General features: G+C 66.8%; 13 protein-coding genes and 1 rRNA gene. 8 read left to right on the top strand and 6 right to left on the bottom strand.

The genetic code is table 11. The features are described from left to right. The 8 genes from rrf to hydA form a co-directional block, all read left to right on the top strand. Window positions 1–107 (top strand): 5S ribosomal RNA (gene rrf / locus ACEQX1_RS03165); the annotation flags it as partial. Window positions 108–234: 127 nt separating this feature from the next. After that, window positions 235–1,119, top strand: a complete 885-nt coding sequence (locus tag ACEQX1_RS03170) for an aldose 1-epimerase family protein (protein WP_370196505.1) — start codon at window positions 235–237, stop codon at window positions 1,117–1,119. Between the two features lie 150 nt (window positions 1,120–1,269). Then, complete coding sequence (locus tag ACEQX1_RS03175) at window positions 1,270–1,965, top strand: GntR family transcriptional regulator (RefSeq protein ID WP_370194451.1); 696 nt, start codon at window positions 1,270–1,272, stop codon at window positions 1,963–1,965. A 526-nt stretch (window positions 1,966–2,491) separates the two neighbouring features. Continuing rightward, window positions 2,492–3,286, top strand: coding sequence for a transporter substrate-binding domain-containing protein (locus ACEQX1_RS03180; RefSeq protein WP_024350447.1), 795 nt, complete (start codon window positions 2,492–2,494; stop codon window positions 3,284–3,286). Window positions 3,287–3,352: 66 nt separating this feature from the next. Further along, window positions 3,353–4,027: an amino acid ABC transporter permease gene (locus ACEQX1_RS03185; RefSeq protein WP_009209351.1), complete on the top strand. Its 675-nt coding sequence runs from the start codon at window positions 3,353–3,355 to the stop codon at window positions 4,025–4,027. Next, on the top strand, window positions 4,027–4,770 hold the full coding sequence (locus ACEQX1_RS03190) for an amino acid ABC transporter ATP-binding protein (RefSeq protein ID WP_024350449.1): 744 nt from the start codon (window positions 4,027–4,029) through the stop codon (window positions 4,768–4,770). The genes ACEQX1_RS03185 and ACEQX1_RS03190 overlap by 1 nt, the downstream gene beginning before the upstream one ends. A gap of 50 nt (window positions 4,771–4,820) precedes the next feature. Beyond that, window positions 4,821–6,041 (top strand): cysteine desulfurase-like protein, encoded by a 1,221-nt coding sequence (locus ACEQX1_RS03195; RefSeq protein ID WP_370194450.1) that lies wholly within the window; start codon window positions 4,821–4,823, stop codon window positions 6,039–6,041. Between the two features lie 78 nt (window positions 6,042–6,119). Beyond that, complete coding sequence (gene hydA / locus ACEQX1_RS03200) at window positions 6,120–7,547, top strand: dihydropyrimidinase (protein WP_370194449.1); 1,428 nt, start codon at window positions 6,120–6,122, stop codon at window positions 7,545–7,547. A gap of 34 nt (window positions 7,548–7,581) precedes the next feature. Here the strand turns inward: hydA and ACEQX1_RS03205 are convergent, their stop codons facing one another. The 6 genes from ACEQX1_RS03205 to ACEQX1_RS03230 form a co-directional block, all read right to left on the bottom strand. Further along, window positions 7,582–8,352 (bottom strand): short-chain dehydrogenase/reductase, encoded by a 771-nt coding sequence (locus tag ACEQX1_RS03205; protein ID WP_370194448.1) that lies wholly within the window; start codon window positions 8,350–8,352, stop codon window positions 7,582–7,584. Continuing rightward, window positions 8,352–9,239 carry a polysaccharide deacetylase family protein gene (locus ACEQX1_RS03210; RefSeq protein WP_370194447.1) on the bottom strand — a complete coding sequence of 296 codons (888 nt, stop codon included), beginning with the start codon at window positions 9,237–9,239 and terminating at the stop codon, window positions 8,352–8,354. The genes ACEQX1_RS03205 and ACEQX1_RS03210 overlap by 1 nt, the downstream gene beginning before the upstream one ends. Beyond that, window positions 9,236–10,015, bottom strand: a complete 780-nt coding sequence (locus ACEQX1_RS03215; protein ID WP_370194446.1) for an ABC transporter ATP-binding protein — start codon at window positions 10,013–10,015, stop codon at window positions 9,236–9,238. The genes ACEQX1_RS03210 and ACEQX1_RS03215 overlap by 4 nt, the downstream gene beginning before the upstream one ends. A 13-nt stretch (window positions 10,016–10,028) precedes the next feature. Then, window positions 10,029–10,922 carry an ABC transporter permease gene (locus ACEQX1_RS03220; RefSeq protein WP_187392594.1) on the bottom strand — a complete coding sequence of 298 codons (894 nt, stop codon included), beginning with the start codon at window positions 10,920–10,922 and terminating at the stop codon, window positions 10,029–10,031. 66 nt (window positions 10,923–10,988) lie between these two features. Beyond that, window positions 10,989–11,990, bottom strand: coding sequence for an ABC transporter substrate-binding protein (locus ACEQX1_RS03225; RefSeq protein ID WP_370194445.1), 1,002 nt, complete (start codon window positions 11,988–11,990; stop codon window positions 10,989–10,991). A gap of 28 nt (window positions 11,991–12,018) precedes the next feature. Next, window positions 12,019–12,831, bottom strand: a complete 813-nt coding sequence (locus tag ACEQX1_RS03230) for an enoyl-CoA hydratase (protein ID WP_370194444.1) — start codon at window positions 12,829–12,831, stop codon at window positions 12,019–12,021. Between the last annotated feature and the right edge of the window lie 3 nt (window positions 12,832–12,834).

The following is a 12,834-nucleotide window of genomic DNA, read 5'->3' on the forward strand; positions in this document are numbered from 1 at the left end:
TTCTAGCGGGGCGGCCGCACCCGATCCCATTCCGAACTCGGCCGTGAAACGCCCCAGCGCCCATGATACTTCGTCTCAAGACGCGGGAAAGTCGGTCGCCGCCAGGTCTGCAAATCGCAAGTTGTCCGTAAAATCTTCACACCACACCACACCACACCACACCACGCAAAGCCCCTCGCGCTCACCAGCCGAGGGGCTTTTTGCGTTCGGGGGGTTTAGCGGGGGAGTTTTGTGATGACAGAAATGCATGAGCTCGCAGCCGAGGGCGTTCGCGCCGTCATCCGTGACGCAGGGGCCGAACTGGTCAGCCTGCGCGACGCGGCAGGGGATGAACTTCTCTGGCAGGGCGGCCCCGAATGGCCGCGGCAGGCGCCGGTCCTGTTCCCCATCGTCGGCAAGCTCGCGGGCGATGTCCTGCGCGACGGTGACAAGACGTACACACTCGGGCAGCATGGCTTTGCCCGGGATTGCCGCTTCACCTGGATCGAGCAATCGTCTCGGCGGTGCGTGCTCCGCCTTACCGACGACGCGGTGACCCGGCGCGCCTATCCCTATCCCTTCGTCCTTGAACTCATCTACGAGGTGACGGAGGCGACCCTGGCCGTGACGACCCGGGTGAGCAATCCCGGTGAGGAGCCGCTGCCCTGCGGCGTCGGCGGGCATCCCGGGTTTCGCTGGCCGCTTGTCGACGGCGCGGCCAAGACGGACCACGCAATCCACTTTGACCGGCAGGAGACGGGCGTCGCCCTGTCGGTCAGCGATGCGCTGCTCGGTGCAGAAAAGCCGCTGCCCTTCGATGGCCGGAGACTGCCCCTGTCGGAAGCGCTGTTTGCGCGTGACGCGCTGGTGATGCCGGATGTCGCCAGCCGCAGCGTGACCTATGCTGCGCATGCGCCGGAGGGGGAGATTGTTCGTTCGATTACCGTTAGCTGGGACGGCTACAAGGATCTCGGCATCTGGTCGCGATCCGGCGGTGCGCCGTTTGTGTGCATCGAGCCCTGGTTCTCTATGGCGAGCCCGGTCGGCTGGGATGGTGCCTTCATCGACAAGCCGGGGATCCTGGTCCTGCCGCCCGGCGCCAGCCGCGACTTCACTTGGCGCGTAGGCGTCGATGCGTGACATTCTGCGGTTTCGGAGATAGCCCGGACCCGTGAACCGATCCGGCATCGCGTGAAGACAGGCGGCTTCCAGCGCGGCAACACGTATGGACTTTCGATACCGTGTGGTATGCGATCGGGTGGGAACTGCGAAGAGGAGCATCATCCGCCGATGGCATTGTCACGGGATTCCGCCAGCCGCGTCGATCGGATCTGCCTCGCCATTCGGCGGGCGATCATCGAACGCGCCCTGGCGCCGGGCGACAAGCTGCCCGAGGACGCGCTCGGCGAACGCTTTGGCGTCAGTCGCACGATCGCGCGGCAGGCGCTGGGCCAACTGGCCGGCGAAGGGCTGGTCGATCTGCGGCGCAACCGGATCGCGGTGGTGGCGACTCCCACTTTCGAGGAGGCGCGGGACACCTTCGACATTCGCGTCGAGCTGGAGCGGCTGGTGGTCCGTCATCTGGCCGGTGCGCTCGGCCCCGAGCAGATCGCGGAGCTCAACGCCCATATCGCGGCGCAGGACAAGGCCGCCGGTGGCCCCGAGGCGGCGTCGATCCGGCTCGCGACGGATTTCCACGTGCTGCTGGCCCGGATGACCGGCAAGCCGATCCTCATTCGCTATGTCAGCGAGGTGGCCTATCGCAGCGGCCTGTCGCTCTCGGCCTATGGCCGCCCGCATTCGCCCGAATGCGCCGTCAACGAGCATCGCTCGCTGGTGGAGGCCCTAGCCAAGGGCGATCGCGACGCGGCCATGCGGCTGATGGCCGGGCATCTGGAGGCCGTGGCCGACCGGGCGTTCCTGCCGGATGCCGACCGGGGCACAAAGAACCTCGTCGATATTCTGGCGCCCTACGTCGAGGACTGACGCGGCGCGAACGCGTCAGCCGGTCGGCATTCGAACGCAGATGCTGGCCCGGCGGGCCCAATGGCGCGCGCGGTTGGAGAGGTCGTGCGATCTCGTGCAGGCCGCGCTCGCTGGTTTTCTGCCCCCAATGACCACCGGCGCCGAGCGGATTGGCTTCGAAGTGGCGCCCCCCGGGTTAAGGCTCCCGGCATCCGGAGCGCCAGCATTGACCGCGGGTTCGCTCGTCGCCGGACTTCCCTGTGAGCAGGCGCCGGACGCTTCCCTGTCGCCATCGCGACGTTCGAGCCCGGAACCGCATCCTGAAGGTGCTTTCGCCGATCATTCCCAGAATCTGGAGAAAATCGCCCTGCGGGATTGCGCGCCGGGATAATTCGCATACAATTTGTGCTCTAAAGTGCATGCGAAAAATATAGGCATCTGCATGCCGACGGTAGAAGCAGGTGCCGCGGGACGTCACGCCATCCAGTTCGATCTCCAGGCCGGCCGCGCGCCGGTGCGCTCCACCAACGAGACAGGGAAGACTTGCATGATCCGGACCCACATGATCGCCGCCGCCACCACCGCGCTCCTTCTGGTCGCCGGTCCATCGCTCGCCGAAACGCTGACGGCGGGCGCCAATATCGGCAACGTGCCCTGGGAGTTCCAGGACGAGAATTCCGAGATCGTCGGCTTCGAGGTCGATCTGCTCAAGGAAGTCGCCGACCGCCTCGGCTATGACGAGGTCGACATCCAGAACGTGCCGTTCAACGGCCTGTTTTCCGCCGTCCAGTCCGGCCGCATCGACGTGGCGATCTCCTCGATCACCATCACCGACGAGCGGCTCCAGTCGGTGTCCTTCGCGCAGCCCTATTACGACAGCGACCAGTCGCTCTCCACCCGAGCCGATTCCGGCATCGCCGGCAGCGGCGACCTGAAGGGCAAGACCGTCGGCGTCGATACGGGCTCGACCGGCGACATCTATTCGACCGAGCGCGAGAGCGAGTGGGGACTGGCCGGCATCAGCCGCTACGAGGGCCTGAGCCCGGCCATGCTCGATCTCGCGGCGGGGCGCATCGACGCCTACGTCTCCGACATCCCTGCGGTCGCCTACTATCTCAAGGATAAGCCCGAGATGAAGGTCGTCGAGCGGCTGGCCACCGGCGAGCAATATTCGATGATGTTCGCCAAGGACAGCGAACTGGCCGGCAAGGCCAACGAGGTGCTGACCACCTTGAAGGACGAAGGCTACATCGCCGATCTGCACGAGAAATGGTTCGGCATGCAGCCGGAAGCCACCACCAGCACGGTGGAAGTGCGCGAGATGCCGAAGCCGAAGTCGTAATCCGACGGTAGGGCCGGGCGCTCCGCGTCCGGCCCCGACGCTTCTTCCGGAACAGTCGGCGGCTTGATGGATATCGTCCACACCTTCTTCAACATCGACGTTCTCCTGCGCTATTACCCGCTGCTCCTGGAAGGTTTGTGGCGGACGATCGCGCTCGGAGCACTGTCCATTGTGCTCGGCTTGGTCGGCGGCCTCGTGCTGGCGATGATGCGGATCTACGGGCACCCGATCCTGAAATTCCTGGTCGTCGCCTATGTCGACGTGTTCCGGGCGCTGCCGGTGCTGGTCTGGCTGGTCATCGTCTATTACGCGCTGCCCTTCGTCGGCATCCGACTGTCGGCCTTCGCCTCGGCGACGACGGCGCTGACCATGATCTCCAGCGCCTATACGGCGGAGATCTATCGTGCCGGCATCGAGGCGATCCCGCGGGGCCAGTTCGAGGCGGCCCAGTCGATCGGCCTCAGCCAGTGGTTCCTGATGCGCGACGTGGTGCTGCCGCAGGCGATCCGCATCGTCATTCCGCCGCTCACCAACAATTCGATCAACGTCATGAAGGACACCGCGCTTGCTTCGGTAGTGGCGCTGCCGGACCTCTTGAAGCAGGCGACACAGGCACAGGCGCTGGCCGCCAACCCGACGCCGCTGATCGGCGCGGCGATCCTCTATCTCCTGCTGCTGTTGCCGCTGGTGCGTCTCGTCGCCGTCTTCGAGGCGCGCCATGCCAGGAAGGGAGCCCGCTGATGGAGGCGACCCGGCCGATCATCGAGATGCGCGGCGTCGGCAAGCGCTTCGGCAAGTTCGAGGCGTTGAAGGACATCGACCTCGAGGTGGCCGCCGGCGAGGTGGTGGTGCTGCTCGGGCCGTCCGGCTCCGGCAAGTCGACGCTGATCCGCTGCATCAATCTTCTCGAGCAATATGATGCCGGCGACGTCGTCGTCGACGGCACGCGGGTCGAGGCCGGCCGCAGGCTGCAGAGCGTGCGCCAGGAAGTCGCCATGGTCTTCCAGGCCTTCAACCTGTTTCCCAACCACACCGTCCTCGACAATGTGGCGCTCGGCCCGGTGCGGGTGCGCGGACTCAGCTGGCAGGAGAGCCGCGCCCGCGCCCGACGCCTGCTCGAACGGGTCGGCATTGCCGAACAGGCGGAGAAATATCCGGTCCAGCTCTCCGGCGGCCAGCAGCAGCGCGTCGGCATTGCCCGGGCGCTGGCCATGGAGCCGCGCATCCTCCTCTTCGACGAGCCGACCTCGGCGCTCGACCCGGAAATGGTCGGCGAGGTGCTCGACGTCATCAAGGGGCTGGCGGGCGAGGGGGTGACCATGATGCTGGTGACCCACGAGATGGGCTTTGCCCGGCAGGTGGCCGATCGCATCGTCTTCATGGAAGCCGGCGAGATCAAGGAGATCTCGACGCCCGAAACCTTCTTCACGGCGACCCGGAACGAGCGCGCCCGCGCCTTCCTCGACGCCGTCCTCAACCACTGACGCGCGCGGGCAAGCCCGCCCATTCTGGCAGAGACCGAAAGGCACATCCGATGGCACTCGACATGGACTTCGTCCGCCGGCAGTTTCCGGCGCTTTCCGGCGACTGGGTCTTCATGGACAATGCCGGCGGCAGCCAGGTGCTGTCGCGGGTTGCCGACCGGATCTCCGACTACCTCCTGACGTCCAATGTCCAGACCGGGGCGACCTACGCGCCGAGCCAGCGCTCGACGGAACGGGTGCGCGAGGCGCGCAATGCCTTTGCCCGCTATCTGAATGCCGCCGATGCCGGCGAGATCGTCATGGGCGCCTCGACCACCATGCTGATCCGGGTGCTGTCAGAAGCGATGACCGGCCGCCTGTCCGCCGGCGACGAGATCATCGTGACCAACACCGACCACGAGGCCAATATAGGCCCGTGGCTGAAGCACGAGGCCCGCGGCGTCGTCATCCGGTTCTGGAACTGCAATCCGGAAACGCTGGAGCTCGATCTTGCCGACCTGAAGGCCTTGATGAGCGAGCGCACGAAGCTCGTCTGCGTCACCCATGCCTCGAACATCTTCGGCACCATCAACCCGATCGCTGAAATCTCGGAGATCGCCCATGCAAGCGGCGCCCAGGTCTGCGTCGACGGCGTCGCCTACGCGCCGCACCGCGCCGTGGACGTCCAGGCGCTCGGCGCCGACTACTACATCTTCAGCGCCTACAAGGTCTTCGGCCCGCATTTCGGGGTGATGTGGGGCCGGCGGGACCGGCTTCTCGAGCTCGACAACATCTACCATTTCTTCTTCGGCAAGGACGCCGTGCCGCACAAGCTGGAGCCGGGCAACATCAATTACGAACTCGCCCATGGCGCGGTCGGCGCCATCGATTATGTCGAGGAACTGGGCATCATGGCGGGCGCGACCGCGGGACGCGGCGCGATCGAAGCCGGTTTCCGCGACATCGCCGAGCAGGAGCGGGCGATCACCGCACGGCTTCTCGATTTCCTCGGCAGCCGCAACTCGATCCGCATTGTCGGCCGCAATTCGAGCGCCGTCGAGGACCGGGTGGCCACGATCAGCTTCATCGCCGGGGATCGCGATTCCAAGGCCATCGTCGACCAGGTCGATCCGCACATGATCGGCATCCGGCACGGGGATTTCTATGCCAAGCGGCTGATCCAGGAACTCGGCCTTGCACCGCAGAACGGCGTCGTGCGGGTGTCGATGGTCCACTACAACACGCTGGACGAGGTCGACCGGCTGATCGCTGCCCTCGAACCGGCGCTCTAGCCGCGCTTGTCCTATCCCGCTGCCCGGCCGCGATCGCGCCGGGCAGCCCTTCCTTCGTTTCATCGATCCGGACCGCCCATGCCCTACGACCTCGTCATCCAGAACGGCACGATCGCCACCGCATCCGACGTGTTCCAGGCCGATATCGGCATCCGCGACGGCGTGATCGTGCAGATCGGCCGCGACCTTGGTGAGGCGCTCGAGACCATCGACGCCACCGGGCGCTACGTTCTGCCGGGCGGGATCGACAGCCATGTGCACATCGCCCAGCCCTCGGGCGAGGGGATCGTCATGGCCGATGATTTCGAGAGCGGCACCCGCTCGGCGCTGTTCGGCGGCAACACGACCATCCTGCCGTTCTGCCTGCAGGAGAAGGGCCGGCCGCTGCGCGAGGCGCTGAAGGCCTATCACGCGCTGGCCGACGGCAATTGTTATACCGATGTCAGCTTCCACTTGATCGTCTCGGACCCGTCTGTCGCGGTGCTCGGCCAGGAACTGCCGGCGCTGGTGGAGGACGGCTATACCTCCTTCAAGGTGTTCATGACCTACGAGGATCTGCGGCTCAGCGACGGCCAGATCCTCGACACGATGGATGTGGCGCGCCGTACCGGCGCCCTTGTCATGGTCCATTGCGAGAACGAGGACGCGATCCGCTATCTCATCGGTCGCCACGAGGCGGAAGGCGACGTCGCGCCGCGCGCCCATGCGACGACCCGGCCGATGGCGGTGGAGCGCGAGGCGACCCATCGCGCCGTGTCGCTGGCCGAGGTCGCCGACGTGCCGCTGGTGATCGTCCATGTGTCGAACCGGGAGTCCATGGAAGAGATCGAGCGGGCGCGCCGCCGCGGCCGCAAGGTGATCGGCGAGACCTGCCCGCAATATCTGATGCTGACCGCCGACGATCTGGACGGGATGGACTGGGAAGGCGCCAAGTTCGTCTGCTCGCCGCCGCCGCGGGACGCGGAGAGCCAGGAGGCCTGCTGGGACGGGCTCGAACGCGGCGTCTTCGACCTGTTCTCATCCGACCATTGCCCGTTCCGCTACGACGACCCGGCCGGGAAGCGCAATCCGAAGGGCATGACCAGCTTCCGGCACATTCCGAACGGCATTCCGGGCGTCGAATTGCGGCTGCCCATCCTGTTCTCGGAAGGGGTGAACAAGGGCCGGATCGACCTGCCGCGCTTCGTGGCGCTGACGGCGACCAACCAGGCCAAGACCTATGGCCTCTATCCCCGCAAGGGTACGATCGCCATCGGCGCCGATGCGGATATCGCGATCTGGGATCCGGCGATGACCCGCACGGTCCGGCACGCCGAGATGCACGACGGCGCCGACTACACGCCATATGAGGGGCTGGAGCTCACCGGCTGGCCGACGATCGTGGTTCTGGGTGGCAAGCTGATGGTGTCCGACGGGGCCCTCGTCGGCCGCAAGGGCGACGGGCAGTACCGCAGCCGCGACCGCTCCTATCTGGCAACACGGCAGGATCGTCCGACGGCGCTCTGAGCCGTCGACCGGAGGAATGGGCCGCGCGAGGGGCTCAGCCCCGATGGCGCATGCCGCCATCCAGATCGACCACCGTTCCCGACAGATAGCCGGCCGCGGGCGACGCCAGCATGGCGACGATGCGGGCGACTTCTTCCGGTTCCGACAGGCGGCCGAAGGGGCGGTTGGCGATCATCTCGTGCCAGCGTTCGGGATCGCCGAGCGCGCTTTCGGCGCGGCCGCGGGCAACGGTGACGATCCGCTCGGTCCGAGTCGCCGTCGGATTGACGCCGAAGACGCGGACGTTCCAGTCGGGGCTTTTGGCGCCGACCGCCTCGGTGAAGGCGATGAGCGCCGCATTGGCCGTCGAGCCGCAGACATAGTCGAAGCGCGGCGACCGGCCGAGATCGCCGATGATGTTGACGATGGTGCCGCTCTCGCGCGCCTTCATCCGCTCCAGATAGAGCCGCGTCAGGTCGATATAGCCGAACACCTTGAGCTGCCAGGATTCCTGCCAGGTCTCGATCGGCAGGGCGAAGAGGTCGCCGCCGGGAATGGCGCCGGCGCAATTGACCAGGATATCGACATCGCCGGCTTCCGCAACGAAAGCCGCCCGGGCGCCGGCCTCGGCGAGGTCGCTGACGATCGCGTTGACTAACGTACCATGGCGCGCCAGCCGCGCTTTCGCATCGGCCAGGCGGTCGGCATCGCGGCCGACGATGGTCACGGCGGCGCCTTCGGCGGCCACGAGATCGGCGATGGCAAAGCCGATGCCCTTTGTGCCGCCGGTGATCAGCACATGCTTGCCGGACAGGTGCAGGTCCATCAGCCCGCACCTGCGCCAAAGGGCTCGGCCGCGGCGTACCAGTCGGCGATCTCGGAGCCGCTGGTGAACAGCACGTCGTCGCTGGCCTTCAACAGTTCCACCATGTCGCGAAGTTCCTGCAGGCGATGCGGCACGCCCATCAGATGCGGATGCAGGCCGATGGCAAGGACGCGGGGATTGGTGTCGATCTCGCTGCGGAAAAGGGCGAGCGTGCGCTGCAGCCGGTTCAGCATCTCGCCGGTCGCATGCTTCTCGATGGCGTAGACGATGGAATCGTTGATCTCGAGATTGTAGGGCATCGCGATCAGCGGCCCGTCCGGCGTGGCGATCCAGGACGGAAGGTCGTCCACCACCCAGTCGAAGACATGATCGACGCCGGCGCGGCGCAGGATGTCAGGGGTCTCCAGGCTTTCGCGCAGGCCCGGGCTGAGCCAGCCGCGCGCCGGCGCGCCGGTGAATTCCTCGATCAGCCGCAGGGTCTCGATGACCAGCGCCTCCTCGCTGGCGCCGGCATGGTTCAGCGCGCGCTGGTGCAGGCCGTGGCCGATGAACGCCCAGCCGGCGTCGCGCATGGCCCGGGCCGCCTGCGGATAGGCGGCGATGACGCCGGCATTGATCGAGGTGGAGGCCGGCAGGCCGAGATCGGCGAACAGCTTCAGGATGCGCGGCAGGCCGGCGCGCATGCCGTAATCGGCCCAGCTGAAGTTCGGCACGTCCGGCACCGTTTCCTTGCCGTGCGGCGGGGTGATGATGGTGCGCGGCATCGGCTGGTCGAACTGCCAGTTTTCGACATTGACCACCAGATTGACGAGGATCTTCCGGCCCTGCATCGGCGGCAGGGACGGTCGCTCGGACGACATGCGGTAGGGGATGCGGGGATTGCTCATGCGGCCTGCGTCTCTGCGTGTCTGTGGGCGCTGCGCATCTCGGCCATGATCTCGGCCTTGTAGCGCGTGAAGTCGGGGGTGATCAGGTCGTCGATGGAGCGCGGACGCGCGAGTTCGATCGGAATCTCGCGGCCGATCCGCGCCGGCCGCGCGGTCATCACGCAGACCCGGTCGGCCAGGAGGATCGCCTCGTCGATGTCATGGGTGACGAAGACGACCGTGGTGTTCAGCTTCTCCCAGACCTTCAGCAGCAATTCCTGCATGGCCAGCCGCGTCTGGGCGTCGAGGGCGCCGAAGGGCTCGTCCATCAGGAGCGCGCGCGGCCGCATGACGAGCACCCGGGCGATGCCGACACGCTGGCGCATGCCGCCGGAGAGCTGCGAGGGATAGGCCTTGGCGAAATCCTGCAGGCCGACGATCTCCAGAAGCTCGCGGGCGCGCTCCTCGTAGTCGGCGCGCGCCACGCCCTGCATCTTGGGGCCGAAGACGACGTTCTCCCAGACCGTCAGCCACGGAAACAGTGCCGCTTCCTGGAAGACGACACCGCGATCGGGGCCGGGTCGGCCGATGGTGCTGCCATCGATCAGCGCGCTGCCCTCGCTGTTGTCCTCGAAGCCGGCGAGGATGTTGAGGAGGGTGGACTTGCCGCAGCCCGACGGGCCGAGCAGGGCGACGAACTCGCCCTCGGCAATATCCAGATCGACGCAGTCCAGCGCCCGGATCGGGGTGGCCGCATGATAGACCTTGGCGACCTGGCGAAGCTTGATTTCGGCCATCGGGAATTCCTTCTCAGCGGGTCTGCGCGAGGCGCCAGGACAGGGCCCAGCGTTCGGCGAGGAGGATGAGCTGGTCGCTCAGGAGGCCCATGACGCCGATCGACACCATGTCGGCGATAACCACGTCCATGCGGCCGACGTAGTAGGCGTCCCACAGGACATAGCCGAGGCCGGACTTCACCGCGATCATCTCGGAGACGATGACGGCGGTCCAGCCGATGCCGAGGCCGATCCGCAGTCCGGTGAAGATCGAGGGCAGGGCAGCCGGAAGGACGACGCGCCGCAGGATGTCGAAACGGTTGGCGCCCATCATCAGCGCGGCACGGATCAGATTGCGCTCGACATGGCGGGCGCCCTGAGTGGTGTTGATGACGATCGGATAGAAGGCGCCGAGGGCGATCAGGAAGATGGCGCTGAAGCCGCTGATGCCGAAGACGGCGACGGAGAAGGGCAGCCAGGCGGTGATCGGCACCGGGCGCATGATCTGGACCGTCGGATCGAGGATCTGGGCGCCGAGGCGGCTCCAGCCGATCAGGATGCCGGCGGGCACGCCGACGGCGATGGCGACGAAGAAGCCCTGGGCGACGCGCTGGGTGGAGAAGACGACATTGGCGAACCACGTGCCGCTATAAGGGTTCAGCCCCATGCCGGCCTCGCCGAAGGCCCAGACCCACCAGGCCGAGACGACCCGGTCGGGGGTCGGCAGCACACCGCCGAAGAGCGAGCCGTCGGTGCCGGAAAACTGCCAGATGGCGATGATCGCGACCGGCAGCAGAAGACCGAGCAGCAACTGGCCGACACTGCTGGCGAGAATGAGCTGGGGCAACGTGCTGCCCAGCGTTCGCGCGCCCGGGGCGGCGAGTCCGGCACCGTCCGGAACGGGCTGCTTGACGGAGGTATCGGACATGGCGGTCTCCTGGCTGCGGGACGGGTGCCTCGCCCCGCGTCGGATCGCGGGGCGAGGCGACAGGGCTTACTGACCCTTGGCGGCTTCGACGATGGACGGATCCCAGTGATCGGCGATCTGGTCCGAGACGTCCTGCTGGATCACGCCGAGTTCGGCGAAGGCCTTGGCCTGGCGCTCGATCTGCGCCTGGTCGACCACCGAGCCGAGGGTGATCGGCTTGGCCGCTTCGGCTGCCACGTCCGGTGCGAGACCGGTCAGGTCGGCATAGGCGGCGGCAAAGGCGGCCGGGTCGGCGGCGAGCTTTTCCTGCGAGCTCAGATAGGCCCAGACGAAGCGCTCGACGGCGCCGCGCTTTTCCTCCAGCGCATCCTTCGTCGCCATCAGCATGCCGAGTTCGGCACCGACGGCTTCCGATGCGCTGTATTCGAGGTTCTTGGCGAAGTAGCCGTAATCCTCGATCACCGGCACGGATTCGAACGGCTCCCATGTGACGATGGCATCGACTTCGCCACGCTTGAGCGCCTGGTCGAAATTGGCGCCGCCACCCTGGATGTTGACCGCGGTGAAGCTGTCATAGGGGATGTCGTTCTCGGTGACCGTCGCGGCGAACTGGAACCAGACGGCCGAGCCCGGCGCGATGCCGACCTTCTTGCCCTTCAGGTCTTCCCAGGAGTTCAGCTCGACGCCCTTGCGGCCGATGACGTATTTCTTGGAAGAGCCGACGCCCATCAGGCCGACGACGTTCTTGGAGCCCTGCGACAGCGAGATCGCGAGGTCGGCAGGGCCGACGGTGGCCATGTCGAGGGAGCCGGACAGGAGCGCGGTCCGGGCATCGGCGTAGCGCGCGAATTCGACGGTCTTGAGGGTCACGCCGAGCTTTTCGAGCTCGTCCGAGATCAGGGTGATCGGCGCCAGATGCCCGACCTTCTGATAGCCGACCGTCAGCTCCACCGGATCGGCGAGAGCCTCGGGCGCCGGTCCGAGCGCGAAAGCCCGGAGCGGCACGAGGCCGACCGCGAGGCTGGCCGCCACTGCGAGGGAGTGGCGTATGATGCTGCGTCTGTTCATGTCGTCACCTATCGCGCCGAGGAAGAGGTCATTTTCGCTCAATCGGGGCCGTCTCGGCAGCGGCCTTGAAGAGCGGACGGCGTTTCTCGCTGAAGGCCTTGCGGCCTTCGGCGTAGTCGGAGCTGGCAAAGCAGGCCGCGACGAGGGCATCGACCGCCGCGGCGTCGCGCGCGCCGGCCGGGCGGGCCAGCTCGATGAGGGCCCGCTTGGTGGCGACGAGGGTCAGCGGCGCGTTGCCGGCGATGGTGTCAACCAAGGCGTCGCGCTCGCTCTCGAAGCTTTCGCGCGGATAGACGTTCTGGACGACGCCGAAGCGCAGTGCATCGGCGGCGCCGAAGGCACGCCCGGCGAACATGATCTCGGCGGTGGCGGCCTGGCCGATCCGCTGCACGAACATCTCGATTGCCGAGAGGGTGTAGCCGAGCCCGAGCTGGGCCCCCGGCATACGGAAGAGCGCGCTGTCGTCGGCCAGCCGGAGGTCGCAGGCGAGCGCGAGTTCCAGGCCGCCGCCGAAACAGACGCCGCGAATGGCGGCGACGGTCGGCTTGGGACAGGCGGCCAACGTCGTCAGTGCCCGGTCGACAGCGACCTCGTAGGCCTCGACCTGTTCCGGCGTCTCGCGCAGGGTGGCAAATTCCGAAATGTCGGCTCCGGCGCAGAACGCCTTCGGTCCGGCGCCTTCGAGGACGATCACGCGGATCTCCGGATCGGCCGATGCCTCGGCGACGAGGGTCGGCAGCGTCCGCCACATGGCAAGGCTGAGCGCATTGCGGCGCGCCTCATGGCTGATCGTCAGGATGGCGGCGTGGCCGTCGCGGCGAAGGTCGATCGAACCGGCCATGGC

It is taken from the genome of Aurantimonas sp. (assembly GCF_964217435.1).
In the GTDB taxonomy this organism is placed as follows: domain Bacteria; phylum Pseudomonadota; class Alphaproteobacteria; order Rhizobiales; family Rhizobiaceae; genus Aurantimonas; species Aurantimonas coralicida.